Genomic DNA, 15,325 nt, shown 5'->3' with positions numbered 1-15,325 from the left:
TTAACCAGCACAGGTGTAAAATTAGCAAATTTTAAAATCAAGGTAAAAAATGGACTACAAAGAGACACTTTTACTCCCAGAGACAAATTTCCCGATGCGCGGAAATCTCCCACAAAATGAACCACAAAGACTAAAATCATGGTACGAAGAGCGCAAGGTTTATGAAAAAATGAAGAAAAATCGCCAAAATGCGGTTAAAAACTTCAACATCCACGACGGCCCTCCGTATGCAAACGGACACCTACACATCGGCCACGCGTTAAATAAAATTTTAAAAGATATCATCACAAAAACGCACTATTTTTACGGCGAAAACGTCCGCTACGTGCCAGGCTGGGACTGCCACGGCTTGCCTATCGAGCAGCAAGTCGAAGTAAAGCTTGGCGATAAGAAAAAAGAGCTTAGCAAGGTCGAGATCAGAGAACTTTGCAGGCAGCACGCGAGAGAATTTATAGACATTCAGCAAAATGAATTTAAAAGCCTTGGCATCATCGGCGACTTTGAAAATCCATATATGACGATGAAATTTGAGTTTGAGGCTGACATCTACAAAGCACTTTGCGAGATCGCTAAAAAAGGGCTTTTAGTTGAAAGAAGCAAGCCAGTTTATTGGAGCTGGGCGGCTAGATCGGCGCTAGCTGAAGCTGAGGTCGAGTACGAGGAGAAAGAGGACTACTCTATTTACGTAGCATTTGAGCTTGATGGCGACGCATTAGAAAAGCTTGGCGTAAAAGAGGCGAGCGCTGTCATCTGGACAACTACGCCTTGGACACTTCCAGCAAATCAAGCCATAAGCCTAAAACCAGATGAAATTTATGTGCTAACGGCTGAAAATTTGATATTTGCAAAGCCACTACTTGAAAGCGTTGTGCAAAGCGGTCTAAGCAAAGGCGAGATCAAAAAAGAGTTTAAATCAAGCCTACTTGAAAACACTCACGCGATAAATCCACTAAACGGCAGAAAGTCTAAATTTTTACTGGGCGATCACGTCATGATGGATGGAGGTACTGGACTTGTTCATACAGCTCCAGGACACGGCGAGGACGATTACTACGTCTGTTTGAAATATGGCTTTAGTGAAATTTTGATGCCAGTTGATGACGGTGGCTGCTACGATGAGAGCATAAAACATCACGGACTATTTAGAAGTGACGTGGTAGATGAGTTTGTCGGTATGCACATCTTTAAAGCAAATGAGAAAATTTTAGAGCTGCTTGGCAAAAGCTTACTTAGCGTATCTAAATTTAGGCACTCTTATCCATTTTGCTGGAGGACGCATAAGCCTGTCATTTATAGAGCCACAAAGCAGTGGTTTATCGCTATGGACGAGGCTAAACTAGGCGGCAAAACGCTTAGACAAACAGCGCTAAAAGAGCTTGAAAAGGTTAAATTTTACCCAAGCGTTGGCATAAAAAGAATAGGCTCTATGATAGAAAATCGCCCAGACTGGTGCATCTCTCGTCAGCGTGACTGGGGCGTGCCTATCGCGTTTTTCAGAGATAAAGCGACAAAAGAAGTTATATTTGATAGTGAAATTTTAGACCACATCGTGGCTATCTTTAAAGAAAAAGGCGCTGATGCGTGGTGGGCGCTAAGTATAGATGAGCTTTTACCAAAGGGCACAAAATACAAGGCTGAAAATTTAGAAAAAGTGATGGACATCCTTGATGTTTGGTTTGATAGCGGCTCGACGTGGCATGCGGTCTTGCAAAGCGACAACTACGATGCTGGCAAATACCCTGCAAGCATGTATCTTGAGGGCTCAGATCAGCACCGCGGCTGGTTTCAAAGCTCGCTTCTAGTAAGCACAGCTATAAATTCTCACGCACCTTACGAGAGCATCCTAACTCACGGCTTTACTGTCGATGCCAAGGGCGAGAAGATGAGTAAAAGTAAGGGCAACGTCATCGCCCCACAAGACGTGGCTAAGACTCACGGCGTGGAAATTTTACGCCTTTGGGTTGGCATGAGTGATTATTCAAGTGACCTAAAAATAAGCGAAGATATATTAAAACAAATAAGCGAGCAATACCGCAAAATCCGCAACACGATCCGCTTTTTACTAGCAAACGTAAATGATCTTGAGAGCCTAAATACAGAGTTTAACATCCTTGATAAATGGATATTAGCACGCGCTAAAAAGGTCTTTGACGAGGCGAGCGCTTGCTTTAGAAACTACGACTTTTCAAAGGGCTTTAACATCCTTTTAAATTTCCTATCAGCCGATCTTAGTGGCGTATATCTTGACGTTTGTAAAGATAGACTTTACTGCGACGCAAAGGACGCCCCAAGAAGAAGATCAGCGCAAAGCGCGATGGCTATCATCACAAAGGCACTTTTGCCACTCATCGCTCCAACGCTTACTTACACCGTTGATGAGGTGATGGACTACGCTCCAAAGATCATCAAAGGCGATGCAAAAGACGCGTTTGACCTAGTCTATGAGCCAATCAAATTTGATCTTAGCTTTGAAGATGAGCTGCTTTTTGCCAGCAGGGAGAAATTTAACGAGATCGTGGATGTTCTTAAAAAGGACAAAAAGATAAAATCAACTCTAGAGCTAAGCCTAGAGACCACAAACCACAACATCACAAACTACGACGAGCGCGAAGTGGCCGATCTTTACATGGTAAGCTCGGTTAAAGCTTATGATGATAGCGAACCACTAGCTGAGTTTGAGCTTGAGGGTGATAAATTTAAGATCATAGCAAGCAACCTTCACAAATGCCCAAGATGCTGGAAATTTAACGCCAGTAAAGAAGACGCGCTATGTTCAAGATGTGAAGAGGTCATAAGTGCTAAGTGAGCCAGTAAGCGCAACTATCATAATAGCAACGATCGCTGCAGTGGTCGTTGTTAGCTTGTTTGGCATATTTTTGGTTAATAAATTTAAAGGATAAAAATAGTGGTAACTTTAAAAGAAGCTTTGAAATTTTCAGCTGAAGAGATAAAAAATTTAAGAGCCGAGCTTGAGGCGAAGATCATAAAAGAAAAAGAGCTTGGCGCTTATGTCGAGCAGCTAGCAAATTTAGAGATCGCAAAACTAGGCGAGGGCGTGCCTATCGCTATAAAAGACAACATCCAAGTAAAAGGCTGGAGTGTCACGTGCGCTTCTAAAATTTTACAAGGCTACGTAGCGCCTTACAACGCAACCGTTATCGAGAAGCTACTTAGCAAAAATTTAGCTCCATTTGGCCGCACAAATATGGACGAATTTGCGATGGGAAGCACGACTGAGAGCTCATTTTACGGCAAAACACTAAACCCACTAAATCACGCTCACGTCCCAGGTGGCAGTAGCGGCGGCTCAGCAGCAGCAGTCGCAGCTGGTCTTGCAGTCGCAGCACTTGGTAGCGATACTGGTGGCTCGATCCGCCAGCCAGCGGCATTTTGCGGATGCGTGGGACTTAAGCCAACTTATGGCAGAGTGAGCAGATATGGCCTTGGCGCCTACTCAAGCAGCCTTGATCAGATAGGACCTATCGCTCAAAACGTTGAAGACGCAGCCATTTTATATGACGCGATCGCTGGACACGACCCAAAAGATAGCACGAGCGCAGATGTGCCGTTTGTTAGCATTAGCGACAAGATAGATGGTAACAAAAAACTAAAAATTTGTGTCATCAAAAACTACGTAGAAAACGCAAGTGAGCAGACAAAAGTCGCTTTAAATTTAACCATAGAAAAGCTAAAATCACACGGACACAGCGTAACTTACACAAATTTTGAAGACTCAAAATATGACGTCGCTGCCTACTACATCATCGCAACCGCAGAGGCAAGCGCAAATTTAAGCCGCTACGATGGCGTGAGATATGGCAGACGCGCAGATGCTAGAAATTTAAAAGAACTATATGTAAATTCGCGCTCAGAGGGCTTTGGCGAAGAGGTAAAAAGAAGAATTTTACTTGGTACATTTGTGCTAAGTAGCGGATACTACGACGCTTACTACATCAAAGCGCAAAAAGCAAGAGCGCATATAAAAGCTCAATATGAGAAAATTTTAGAAGAAAATGATCTCATCTTTATGCCAGTTGCTCCAAGTACAGCTTATAAATTTGGAGCACATAGCGATCCGCTTCAAGCCTATCTAAGCGATATCTACACGATCAGCGTAAATTTAGCAGGCCTACCAGCTATCTCTGTGCCAGTTGGCAAAGATGATCAAAATTTGAACGTGAGCGCCCAGCTCATCGCAAAAGCGTGGGACGAACAGACCTTGATAAATGGTGCTAAGAGCCTAGAAAATTTAATAAAAGGATAAAATATGAAGATAGTAAAGAGAGCTTTAACATTTGAGGATGTGCTTCTTGTGCCGCAATACTCTGAAATTTTGCCAAAGCAAGTTGATGTAAAAACCAGGATCAGCAAAAACGTTACGTTAAATATCCCGATCGTCTCTGCTGCGATGGATACGGTGACTGAGCATAGAACTGCTATCATGATGGCAAGGCTCGGCGGTATCGGTGTTATCCACAAAAATATGGACGTCGAAAGCCAAGCAAAAGAGGTCAAACGCGTTAAAAAAAGCGAAAGTGGCGTCATCATCGATCCTATCTTTATAAATCCAGAAGCGACCGTGGCTGAAGCTCTAAGCCTTATGTCAGATCTTCATATTTCAGGCGTTCCAGTCATCGACAAAGACCGCAAACTAATAGGAATTTTAACAAACCGCGATTTGAGATTTGAGACAAATATGAGCACTTTGGTAAAAGACCGCATGACAAAAGCACCGCTTATCACTGCACCAAAGGGCTGCACGCTTGATGATGCGGAGAAAATTTTCTCTCAAAACAGGGTTGAGAAGCTACCTATAGTCGATAAAGACGGCAGACTTGACGGACTTATCACCATAAAAGATCTAAAAAAACGCAAAGAGTATCCAAACGCAAACAAAGATAGCTACGGCAGACTTCGCGTGGCTGCGGCTATTGGCGTGGGTCAGATAGAGCGCGCTAAAGCGCTAGTTGATGCTGGCGTAGATGTCATCGTCATCGACTCAGCTCACGGCCACTCAAAGGGTATCATCGACACTTTAAAAGAGGTAAAAGCAAATTTTAAAGTTGATGTCGTAGCTGGCAATATCGCAAATCCAGCAGCCGTAAAAGACCTAGCAGAAGCAGGAGCGGACGGCATAAAAGTGGGCATCGGACCAGGATCTATTTGTACTACAAGGATCGTTGCTGGCGTTGGTGTGCCTCAAATTTCAGCCATTGACGACTGCGCAAGCGAAGCAGCAAAATACGGCATCCCAGTTATAGCTGATGGTGGTTTAAAATATTCAGGCGACGTGGCAAAAGCCCTTGCAGCAGGGGCAGCGTGCGTTATGGCAGGAAGCTTGCTAGCAGGTTGTGAGGAGAGCCCAGGCGAGCTTATAACATTCCAAGGTCGCCAGTATAAAGTATATCGTGGCATGGGCTCAATAGGCGCTATGACAAAGGGCAGCTCAGACCGCTACTTCCAAGAGGGCACCGCTCAAGACAAGCTTGTGCCTGAAGGTATCGAGGGTCGTGTGCCATTTGCTGGCAGTATAAAAGATGTGATACATCAGCTAATAGGCGGCCTAAGAAGTGCTATGGGCTATGTTGGCGCAAAAGATATCCCAACTCTTCAAGAAAGAGCCGAATTTGTCGAGATAACAAGCGCAGGACTAAAAGAGAGCCACGTCCACGACGTAGTTATCACTCACGAGGCACCAAACTATAAAGTTAATTAGTGTTAGACCTGCAAACTAGAACTATTAAATTTAACGAGCCACTCTATCTTGAGAGTGGCCGTATGCTATCAAATTTCAAGCTTATTTACGAGACTTACGGCACGCTAAATGCTGATAAAAGCAATGTTATCGTGATCTGTCACGCCCTAACTGGCTCACACCACGCTGCTGGCACATACGCAGGCGATGAGAAAGCTGGCTGGTGGGACGGGCTAATAGGCAGCAAAAAGGCGGTCGATACCGATAAATTTTACGTCATCTGCGTAAATATCCTAGGCTCGTGCTTTGGCTCGACCTCGCCCTTAAGCGTGGATAGAAGTAGCGGCAAAGAGTATAGGCTAAATTTCCCAGTCCTTGCCATAAGCGACGTGGTAAAGTCGCAGATGAGGCTATTTAGCGAGCTTGGTATTAAAAGGGCAAGAGCCGTGATAGGTGGCAGTCTTGGCGGTATGCAGGCACTTTGCTACGCTATCGAATTTCCAGAATTTGCACAAGATATCGTCATGCTTGCAAGCACCTACCAAACCAAACCCTGGGCGATAGCGTTTAATAAAATCGCGATCGAAGCCATTTTAAACGATGAAAATTTCAAAAACGGCGAATATGACGTGGAATTTATAAGAAAAAATGGGCTAAAAGGCATGGCTTACGGCAGGATGGCAGGTCATATCAGCTTTTTAAGCCCTGATAGCATGGATAAAAAATTTGGACGAAACTACGTAGAAACTGACGGCCTTTACGATCTTTTTGGGCATTTTCAGGTCGATCGCTACATGGAGTATAACGGCTACAACTTCCCAAAGAGGTTTGACCCGCTAAGCTACCTATATATCGTAAAGATGATGAATATCTTTGACTGTACAAGGCACTATGACAACCTAAAAGACGCCCTAGCGCCGATCAAAGCAAATTTGCACCTTATCGCATTTAAAGGTGATCTACTCTTTCCGCCAAGCTGCATGAGAGAAATTTATGACGCACTTTGCGAGATGGGGCGGGAGGCAAAAACAAATTTTGTTGAGATAGATAGCAACTACGGCCATGACGCCTTTTTGGTCGAGATAGAAAAATTTGATGGATATATAAAAAATATATTAAAAGGATAGAAAATGGAGCAAAAAGAGCAAAGTTTTGAAGAGAAATTAGCCCTAGCTGATAAAATTTTAAACGATCTAAACAAAGATGATGTGAGCTTAGAAAAGAGCATAAAGCTGCATGAGCAGGGCAAAAAGCTCTTAAACGAGGCAAGAGAAATTTTAGAAAACGCAAAACTTAGCATAAAGCAGGTGGATGATGAGTAAAATTTGCGCCCTTCAGCTACCAACGCAGCCTTTAAGCGAGGCGAGGCTTGATTATTACCTTAAAATTTGCGCGGACGAAAACGCAAGGCTGGTTGTGCTTGGCGAATACGTGCTAAATAGCTTCTTTAAAGAGCTTACTAGCATGCCAAAAAGCCTCATAAAAGAGCAGAGCGAGCGCAAAAAAGAGGCGCTCTTTGCGATGGCAAAAAAGTATGATCTAAACATCATCGCACCTATCATAAATTTAAAAGGCAAGGAGATATTTAAGAGCCTAGCTAAATTTAGCCAAACGCAAGTAAAGCTATATGACCAGCAGATCCTCATGCCTTACGCGCACTGGAACGAGGCAAAATTTTTTAGCAACGCAAGCGAGGAGCTAAATTTACCTATCTTTACCTACGATAAATTTAAGGTTGGCGTCATGTTTGGCTTCGAGGCACATTTTGACATGTGCTGGGCCTATATGAGCGCTAAAAAGGTCGATATCGTGCTTGTGCCAACGGCTTGCACGTTTTTCTCGCAGGCGCGCTGGGAGGAGCTTTTAAAGGTTAGAGCCTTTACTAACAACCTCTATGTGCTTCGCGTAAATCGCGTGGGAAGCCACAAGAGTGAGGACGAGCAGTGGAGTTTTTACGGCGACTCTATGCTTATTAGCCCATTTGGCGAGGTTAAGAACAGACTTGGCAAAAATGAAGAGATGATGATAGATGAGCTTAGCAAAAAGGAGCTTAGCGAGGCTAGAAGCACCTGGGGCTTTATGCAGATAGAGGCTAAATTTAAAAGATGAAGCGTTGCGTCTGGGCTGAAAAGAGCGAGTTTAGCAGGAGCTATCACGACTTTGAGTGGGGCAGAGCGGTCAAAGATGATAAGAAATTCTTTGAAATGCTCATTTTAGAGGGCTTTCAAGCAGGTCTTAGCTGGGACTACGTGCTACGAAAAAGAGCTGGGCTTACTCAAATTTTAGATGGCTTTGACGTAAAAAAGATCGCACTTTATGATGAAAAGAAGCTTCAAAGCCTTTTAAGCGATGATAGAGCGATCAAAAACCGCCTTAAAATTTACTCTCTGCCAAAAAATGCCAAAGCTTTTTTAGAGCTTTGTGCCGAGTTTGGCTCGTTTTATAGCTACATCTATAAATTTACAAATGGCAAGCGCGTGATAAATGACATAAAAAGCGCTAAGGACATGCCAGCAAGCAGTGAGCTCTCAAAGCGCATCTCAAAAGATATGAAAAAGCGTGGCTTTAAATTTGTAGGCGCTGTGATCATCTACTCGTTTTTACAAGGCGTTGGCGTCATCGATGATCACGAAAATGAGTGCTTTTGTAAAGGTAAAATTTAATGAAACGAAGTGAAGTTGAAAAATATATAAAAGAGAAATTTGATATTTTAGGGGAGCAATTTTTCCCAAAATATCCAAAATTTAGTGTCTTTCGTCACAAGAAAAACAAAAAGTGGTTTGCGCTGCTTTTAGATATAAGCGCTAGCAAGCTTGGCCTTAAAAGTGACGAGATGATAGATGTTTTAAACCTAAAATGCAGCCCTGATCTAGCCATGGTGCTAGTTGATGAGAGGCAAATTTTTAAAGCATATCATATGAATAAAAAGCACTGGATAAGTGTAAATTTAAACTCAAAAATCCCACAAAAAACAGTTTTTGACCTGATAGATGAAAGCTTTGAGCTAAGCAAATAAAGGCCATTTTTCAGCCTTAGATTTTAAGTTAATTGTCAAGAACGTTTAACAATTTCTTTCAAAATGTGGTGTATCAAGAAAAGAAGTAAAATTGCCACCCCAACGATTAAGACTATTTAGGCTCTCCCAATAATTGCCTATTTCTTGTAAATCTTGTTTAGATTGAAGCCATACACCATTTTTAAAAATATGAAGATCAATAGCACAACGTTTTAAATGATTTGATTGCATCGTCTTGCTTTTGCCAGTATTATAGTATATTTCTTGTTGGGCTTGTGTCCTTTCAAGCTCGCCACCCCTAATAGAATAGCCGTTGATATGAAGATAGTTCAAAAGCTTTTCAACGTCACGCATGAACGCTTCTTGATTTTCGCCAAGTGTCATATTTTTACTCCTTTTCAAGCTTTTTATTGATAGCTCTATCAATTATTGAATTTATCCACTCAGTGCCACGCCAAGAAACGAAACCACTAAGAGCAAGAGAAACCTTAAAAGTATTTAAAAAATAAAAAAATATCTCATAGCTTATCCAGCAAAGAAACATAGAGCTAAGGGAACTTAAAAGGAAGGAAAGAATTTTATACTTTGCCTTTTTATAATCAACGTGATCAAAATTTAAGATAGAAGCGATAAAGCCTATAATAAAAACAACGATCAAATAATCATCATCTTTATTAAAATTATCCATTTATACATCCTTTTAATAAATTTTCTATCTGAATATAATAAATTATAAGCCCCTTTAAACTATCTGGATCAGCTGGATTAAACAAAGGCTTTTTAGGAAGTTTTACGTCACACTTTATAGGGATATAAACCTTTTGAATAGTAGCTTGCGGAGCTTTAGCAGAACAGCCAACAAATAACACAATATAAGAAAAAAAGATAAAAAAGTAAATATTATTTCTTATAGTAGTCATTGTTAAACTCCAAAAGCAAATTATCATAAAATTTTAACTTTTCGCAATAATCACTATTGTTAGGTAATTTAATTTCGCCAAAGCGCTTATTTAATTCTTGACTTAACGAGCTATTATTTAAAGAAAGTTTTTCACTATCGATTTTTAATTGCTCGATTTTAGAATTTTGGTTATCAATAATTAAAAAAGCGTTTTGAGTATTAAGCTTTTCAATAGCTAGATCAGCTTTTAATTTAGTTGCTTCAGTTTCAAGATTGTTAATGCTACTTCTAAGAAAAAATATATATAAGACTAGAATTGAATAAGCGAAAATATGAATAATTAGCCCCCTACTAAGTAGAGAGCTAAGATTTAAAAGAGAAAACATTATTTAACAGTTCTTGCACTTATGATATAAATATCATCGAATTTAACGCCGTTAAATGTTTTACCAGCAAGAGCCGTTTTTACTTGAGCTTCATCGATGCTAGGTTTTGAATAAAAGCTAAATGTAGCCTTATGACCTGCTTGACTTTTGCCAGTAATAGTGTATTCAATAACGCTAGGCTCATTTGAATTACCTGCTTCACTACCACGAAAAAAAACAACATAAGTTCCCTCAAGAGCATTATCACAAAAAGTTTTAGCTTCAGCACCACCACAAGGTAAAGCAAAATTATAAGTTCTTCCGTTAATTGTATTTTTAATTAAAACCTTATCAGCCATTTTTTTACTCCTTATAGCCTATCAAATTTCAAAGTAACGTAATCGCATTTAGTAATATCATCAAAACTAGCATTAAGATTATTTTTAAAATCTGCTACAAAATTTTGATACATGTAGCTTTGCTTAACGTGTGGAATAGTTATCATAGTTGAAACCCTACCTGTTGGAGTTTTTGCACCAACGATAACACTTTTACGATTTAATGGATTTGGAGTAACACTCACCGCCGTTCCACCTTCACTATGAATCGCAAATTCCTCGAGCTTACCAGCAAGCAAAGGAACAAGAGCTTCTTCATCACTACCAGCTGAAAAAGTTAAGTTCTTCGAATAAAGACCATCAATAGTTTGTTTTAACATCTTTTTATATCCTTTCTCGTCATTTAGACTTTTTTTGATTTGTTTTTTTGTTAAAACGTTTTAAACAAGAGAATATTAAACAAAAAAGAAAAAGTTAAATAATTAAGAATATATTAAGCGGACGCTTCAGCGACGCTCAAACCGCTAGCGGTTTTCGTCCGCGATATGTTTGCGTGGCGTTAGCTAGCTAAAAAACACTATAAATTTTAATTTCTTTCAAGCCATTAGCAGAAAACTAACGCCACAACGCAAACGAAAATCAAATAAGCAGGGGGAAGGATCGGTAAAGGGTAAAGACAAAAAGAGAAAAACAGACTTAAGGGGAAGAAAGGAAGAACACGGCACACACCGCAGAGCGGTGGTGATGCCGTGTTTGAATAGAAGACAGAAACGAGAATAAGATTATCTTAGTAAGGTGCAAGCTGGGCGGTTATACTGATTATAACGTTTAGTCTTTTGCAAAGAACCATTAGGATTATAAAATTTAGCTATAAGAGTAGCTTTAGAGAATAAAAAAGCTCTTAAAAAATCTACCGAACAAAACTGCTTATCAAGATAAGTTTCGGCTTCACGTAAAGCATTAGTATCATTAAATAAAACATATTCGACAACACAATTATCATTATCTAATACAGGCGGATAGCCATTGCAAGCAATAGTTTCGAGAAGAAAATAATTTTTACAAAGAGCAAAAGCGGCATCAGAAGAACTGGCGTTCATAAAAGCCTTTTTAAAATAATCAAAGTAAGAAGTTGAAAAAGCTAAACTTACAAATAAACATAAAATAAAGATATTCTTAAGCATAAATATTCTTTCATAAACATTTTTTTTTGAGATAAGTAATTATAAAAATATATTATTAATTTTTACTTATCCATAAATAGAGAGCAAGAAACTCCTTTAACAGCTAAGCCGCCAACTTCAAGATGTGTTTTAATAAGCGTAGATAATTCATTTTCGTTTTTAGTTTTCTTAACATTATGAAGTAAAATTTGCTTACACATACGATTTTTATTAGAAACAAAAGCTTTAAACTGCTTGTTGTAATTGAAGTCATCAGGTGGAAAATTTGTTTTTTGAGTTTCAAACTCAACCTTATAAATATACTTGATTTCAGCAGTGGAAACGGCGGTTAAAAAAGCTATCAAATCAGGAACGCTTTTAGCTTCAAGCGTAGATGTAATTACTCTATTACCTTGCTGTTGAGTTATTTTATATATTGGCATAATATTCCCTATTGTAATAATAATCTTGTTTTTTCACATAAAATAAATAACAATAATCAGAAAAATTAGAAAAATTAGGAACACAGTTTAACAAACGATTATAAGAATTAATAGCACGATTTTTTAAGCGATGATAAGCAACATCAAACGATAAAGGCTCATATACTTTACAAAATCGTATAAAAGCAGAAAGAGTATTGGTGATAGGAACAAATGTTTTAGGAACAAGAAAAAAGACATAATCATCAACCAGAATACCTGGATTAAAATTATTAAAAACACCTGAAAATTCAGCTACAGTAGGAAATTCAAACATAAATTTATCATTATCATTAAAAGTAAAAAAAGCACCTTTAATAAAATCTTCAAATTTTATATCTTTAGGATCAGGCGCTAAATCTGGATAATCATAATTAAAAGGATAGTCAGCATAAGTAGCAGGCTTTAGGGGGTAAGAAGGATCATTGCAAAAACGACCATAATAAGTATAAAAATTACAATTAAATAAATGAAAATCAATGTGAAAAGTTCCCATTTGATAATTAGCAACTTTACTATTAAACATTAATTCACAATATGAACTATTAGTTAAATCATCAATAGAGAATTCAGAATACCCAGCAGAATGGATTATAGGCAAAAAATATTCTTTTTTCTTACAACAATGACAAAGTAAAGATACCATTATTCTTTACCTACAAGATCTTGACAAAGAATTTTTAGAAGTCGGTTTGTTTCTTCAAGAGAACCAATATCTTTTTTCTCTTCAGGTTTATTAACGATGTGATCATTTAAAATTTTCTCAATACGAGCAAGAATAGCCCCCAAAGTATCAAATTTTTCCATTTCTTTAGCAAATGCACTTTCACAATCAAGAGCCACGATTTTTATCCTTTCCGTTAAAATAACCTAAGCCATTCATCATAGTTATAAACATCTCGCTAAGACCCAAAACATTACCACTATCATCAGTAACAAACATAAAATCAGCAACATGATTTAAAGCATCAATATCGATCTTGTCACTTCCAGTTATACGCCTTAGAACTTCTTTATCTTGCGGAGTAAAACGAGAGCTAAAAAGTTTAAAAAGCAAAGTTTGATTTATATTATCAACCTTAGCCTTTGCATATTGAAATTCTTGATTTTTAGTTTCTAAAATGTGCTGACGTTGCCCAACAATAATATTTGCGTTTTGTAAAGCAGAGCTATTAGAGTTATTAGTATTAATAATTTGATTACCACAATTAACAAGAACTTGAGCAACACCAACACGATCAGAAAAATTGCCAGTTAAAAAGCCAATCATACGATTAAGTTTTGCTCCTTTAATCTTTCCAAGCTTATTTTTAGCATACCGACCAAGCGGAGAGAGTAAAGCGATAACACCAGCATAAACAATAGACATTATTTTGCTAACTACATTTTCTTGAATTTGGATATATTTCATTAAAGCAGCGCTAAACATAATCGTAATACCGCTATTAATAGCGTCTTTTAAAATGCCATCGTCCATACCACTATTTTTTAAACGTTTCAAAACTTGATCGTAAGCAACATTATAAGTAAGGTCTTCAAACATCTCATCAATACCAAGTTTTAAAATTCTACCTGCTTCAGATTGTTTCTCAGCCATTATTTAACATCCTTAAGTAAAGTTTTACTAGGCAATTCAGTATCAAAAAGATCTTTAAAATTTGGCATAGGCAAATCAAAAAGATCAAGAGCTTCATTATCTAGCTCAAAATTATTTTCATCGGTATAAGTGCGAGCTTGAACAGCTTGACGAGATAGAGCTATCTCACGTGGCGAAGCCTTTGCGATAGTATTGCCGTCAAGGTCTTTAATAGTAACAGCCGTTTTATCATACTCGGCTTTTTCTTTATAAATTTCAAGTGTTTTAGTAGAGTTTTCACTAAGTTTTTTTTGATTTTCAGCATAAGAAGCTGGCAAAGAAATTTCAACAGGATGATTGATAGATAAAGAAGCATCAAGAGTATTTCTAACTTTAACATCAGCATTTAGCTTAACACCAGACAAACCATCACGCATAGCTTGCGAATAATCCTTTGTGCTATCAACAAGCTTAGCAGAGTTTTCAGCGACTTTAATTAAATTTTGATTATAAATTTTTTGATTTTCACCAATAGTTGATATATATTTAGAAATTTCGCTATTAATATTTGCTTGAGATTTTAGAACTTCTTTGAAATTTACATCAGCAGAAACAGCCGAACCACTGCCAGCATTTGTATTTGTATGATTTTCAGCCTTAGAAGAGACCAAATCATTTTCAAAAATACGATCACCATTTATAGGGTTATAAAGCTTGTCAGTATATGGATCAACCCAATAACCAGTTTTTGGATCAACCCTAACACGTCCTTTAACAGTAAAAGGCTGATTATACAAATTTTCACGTCTAACGATTGCTTCTTGATTTGCTTCAGCCTTGCTCTTATCATTTGTATCTACATTTTTATTTTCTTCTGCTGACTGAGAAGCAGGCAAAGAAGAAGAAAGCAAGCCATAGCAAAGAATTTGTAAAATTTGATTTTGATTAGCGAGGATATTAAGTAAATTTGTATTAGGCAAAAAATTACCTAACTTAGAAGCATCAGCAGGAGCAGGCTTCTCACTTTCAGTTTTAACAGATGAAACAACTTCACTATTTTTAGTAACGATATTACCTAAAACTTCATCTGAAGAACTACTATTTTGCAACTGCTTTTCAACATATTTACTAACACCAAAAAGAGCAAGACCAGCTACAACACCACCAGCGGCAGCAGTGGCATCAGCTGGACTAATTGTTATAGGCTTAAAATCATTTGAGTTTTTTTGATCAGGCCAATAATTAGAATTAATACGAGCTGGCATTATAAATCCTTAATTAAAAATTCAAAAAGCACTAGTAAGATGAAAAAGACCAGTTTTAAAATCAACTCCATCTTCTTTTTTATATTTCATAATTTCATCAATATGAAGAATATTATTAACTTGACTAAAAATACAACTAAGTAAAACAGCCTCTTTATACTGCTTTTCATCATCCAAATTTGCACTATCAAGCAAAGACGCAGGACAAAAAATACGTTTTAAAAAGACCTTATTTAACTTTAAAAGAGAAAAATCAATACCCCAGAGCTCATAAAAAACAACTACCTTAAAAGAACTCAAATGAAGAAAGTAAGCATTATTTACAAGAAATAAATTTAAAAAACCACTAACAGCAACAGGAGATCCACAAGGCAATGTAGAAAAAGGAATGCAATCATTGTTTAAATTAAGAGGTAAAGATCTAGAAGTTTCATTAATATTTATAAAAAAAGATTGTTTTATGTTATCAAGCTTCTTTTTTAAATCAGAAGAAACACTATCATATTCTATTTTAGGATAAAGAC

The 15,325-nt window shown here is 37.9% G+C and carries 21 protein-coding genes; 8 read left to right on the top strand and 13 right to left on the bottom strand.

What is annotated here, in order from left to right:
* The first annotated feature begins 49 nt into the window (after positions 1-49).
* The 8 genes from ileS (at position 50) to FZ945_RS07280 (ending at position 8,711) form a co-directional block, all read left to right on the top strand.
* Positions 50-2,806 (top strand): isoleucine--tRNA ligase, encoded by a 2,757-nt coding sequence (gene ileS / locus FZ945_RS07315; protein WP_148803590.1) that lies wholly within the window; start codon positions 50-52, stop codon positions 2,804-2,806.
* A 99-nt stretch (positions 2,807-2,905) separates the two neighbouring features.
* Entirely contained in the window at positions 2,906-4,264 is a 1,359-nt protein-coding gene (gatA, locus tag FZ945_RS07310; protein WP_103643899.1) for an Asp-tRNA(Asn)/Glu-tRNA(Gln) amidotransferase subunit GatA, read from the top strand.
* Between the two features lie 3 nt (positions 4,265-4,267).
* The gene (gene guaB / locus FZ945_RS07305; RefSeq protein ID WP_103571696.1) at positions 4,268-5,716 is read left to right on the top strand and encodes an IMP dehydrogenase; all 1,449 of its coding nucleotides are present in this window, start codon (positions 4,268-4,270) and stop codon (positions 5,714-5,716) included.
* Positions 5,716-6,822, top strand: coding sequence for a homoserine O-acetyltransferase MetX (gene metX / locus FZ945_RS07300; protein ID WP_148803588.1), 1,107 nt, complete (start codon positions 5,716-5,718; stop codon positions 6,820-6,822). The genes guaB and metX overlap by 1 nt, the downstream gene beginning before the upstream one ends.
* A gap of 3 nt (positions 6,823-6,825) precedes the next feature.
* Positions 6,826-7,017: an exodeoxyribonuclease VII small subunit gene (gene xseB, locus FZ945_RS07295; protein ID WP_103589975.1), complete on the top strand. Its 192-nt coding sequence runs from the start codon at positions 6,826-6,828 to the stop codon at positions 7,015-7,017.
* A complete protein-coding gene (locus tag FZ945_RS07290) occupies positions 7,010-7,804 on the top strand; it encodes a carbon-nitrogen hydrolase family protein (protein ID WP_148803586.1) in 795 nt (264 codons plus the stop codon). Before xseB ends, FZ945_RS07290 begins: the two co-directional genes overlap by 8 nt.
* The gene (locus FZ945_RS07285; RefSeq protein ID WP_148803585.1) at positions 7,801-8,358 is read left to right on the top strand and encodes a DNA-3-methyladenine glycosylase I; all 558 of its coding nucleotides are present in this window, start codon (positions 7,801-7,803) and stop codon (positions 8,356-8,358) included. Before FZ945_RS07290 ends, FZ945_RS07285 begins: the two co-directional genes overlap by 4 nt.
* Positions 8,358-8,711, top strand: a complete 354-nt coding sequence (locus tag FZ945_RS07280) for an MmcQ/YjbR family DNA-binding protein (protein WP_148803583.1) — start codon at positions 8,358-8,360, stop codon at positions 8,709-8,711. Before FZ945_RS07285 ends, FZ945_RS07280 begins: the two co-directional genes overlap by 1 nt.
* A gap of 45 nt (positions 8,712-8,756) precedes the next feature.
* On the opposite strand, the gene FZ945_RS07275 is transcribed toward FZ945_RS07280, so the two are convergent.
* From FZ945_RS07275 to FZ945_RS09895, 13 genes are all read right to left on the bottom strand, one after another.
* Positions 8,757-9,095 carry a M15 family metallopeptidase gene (locus FZ945_RS07275; protein WP_148803580.1) on the bottom strand — a complete coding sequence of 113 codons (339 nt, stop codon included), beginning with the start codon at positions 9,093-9,095 and terminating at the stop codon, positions 8,757-8,759.
* A gap of 4 nt (positions 9,096-9,099) precedes the next feature.
* A complete protein-coding gene (locus FZ945_RS07270) occupies positions 9,100-9,399 on the bottom strand; it encodes a hypothetical protein (RefSeq protein WP_148803578.1) in 300 nt (99 codons plus the stop codon).
* Positions 9,392-9,580: a hypothetical protein gene (locus FZ945_RS10045; protein WP_262367190.1), complete on the bottom strand. Its 189-nt coding sequence runs from the start codon at positions 9,578-9,580 to the stop codon at positions 9,392-9,394. The genes FZ945_RS07270 and FZ945_RS10045 overlap by 8 nt, the downstream gene beginning before the upstream one ends.
* A 31-nt stretch (positions 9,581-9,611) precedes the next feature.
* Positions 9,612-9,998: a hypothetical protein gene (locus tag FZ945_RS07260; RefSeq protein WP_148803576.1), complete on the bottom strand. Its 387-nt coding sequence runs from the start codon at positions 9,996-9,998 to the stop codon at positions 9,612-9,614.
* Positions 9,998-10,336, bottom strand: a complete 339-nt coding sequence (locus tag FZ945_RS07255; RefSeq protein ID WP_148803574.1) for a hypothetical protein — start codon at positions 10,334-10,336, stop codon at positions 9,998-10,000. The genes FZ945_RS07260 and FZ945_RS07255 overlap by 1 nt, the downstream gene beginning before the upstream one ends.
* Before the next feature lie 11 nt (positions 10,337-10,347).
* Positions 10,348-10,695, bottom strand: a complete 348-nt coding sequence (locus FZ945_RS07250) for a hypothetical protein (protein ID WP_148803572.1) — start codon at positions 10,693-10,695, stop codon at positions 10,348-10,350.
* Positions 10,696-11,097: 402 nt separating this feature from the next.
* Complete coding sequence (locus FZ945_RS07245) at positions 11,098-11,499, bottom strand: hypothetical protein (RefSeq protein ID WP_148803570.1); 402 nt, start codon at positions 11,497-11,499, stop codon at positions 11,098-11,100.
* 62 nt (positions 11,500-11,561) lie between these two features.
* The gene (locus tag FZ945_RS07240; protein ID WP_048809877.1) at positions 11,562-11,921 is read right to left on the bottom strand and encodes a hypothetical protein; all 360 of its coding nucleotides are present in this window, start codon (positions 11,919-11,921) and stop codon (positions 11,562-11,564) included.
* Positions 11,908-12,606, bottom strand: coding sequence for a hypothetical protein (locus FZ945_RS07235; RefSeq protein WP_148803568.1), 699 nt, complete (start codon positions 12,604-12,606; stop codon positions 11,908-11,910). Before FZ945_RS07235 ends, FZ945_RS07240 begins: the two co-directional genes overlap by 14 nt.
* Positions 12,606-12,803: a hypothetical protein gene (locus FZ945_RS07230; protein WP_107790737.1), complete on the bottom strand. Its 198-nt coding sequence runs from the start codon at positions 12,801-12,803 to the stop codon at positions 12,606-12,608. Before FZ945_RS07230 ends, FZ945_RS07235 begins: the two co-directional genes overlap by 1 nt.
* Positions 12,793-13,557 carry a hypothetical protein gene (locus FZ945_RS07225; RefSeq protein WP_148803566.1) on the bottom strand — a complete coding sequence of 255 codons (765 nt, stop codon included), beginning with the start codon at positions 13,555-13,557 and terminating at the stop codon, positions 12,793-12,795. Before FZ945_RS07225 ends, FZ945_RS07230 begins: the two co-directional genes overlap by 11 nt.
* Positions 13,557-14,801: a hypothetical protein gene (locus FZ945_RS07220; RefSeq protein ID WP_148803565.1), complete on the bottom strand. Its 1,245-nt coding sequence runs from the start codon at positions 14,799-14,801 to the stop codon at positions 13,557-13,559. Before FZ945_RS07220 ends, FZ945_RS07225 begins: the two co-directional genes overlap by 1 nt.
* 21 nt (positions 14,802-14,822) lie before the next feature.
* Positions 14,823-15,325, bottom strand: a 503-nt coding sequence (locus FZ945_RS09895; protein WP_187424182.1) for a hypothetical protein, incomplete at its 5' end; no start/stop codon positions are given.

Origin of the sequence: Campylobacter concisus (assembly GCF_902460535.1) — a bacterium.
GTDB lineage: Bacteria > Campylobacterota > Campylobacteria > Campylobacterales > Campylobacteraceae > Campylobacter_A > Campylobacter_A concisus_AS.
This window is presented reverse-complemented; position numbering and strand designations above follow the sequence as displayed.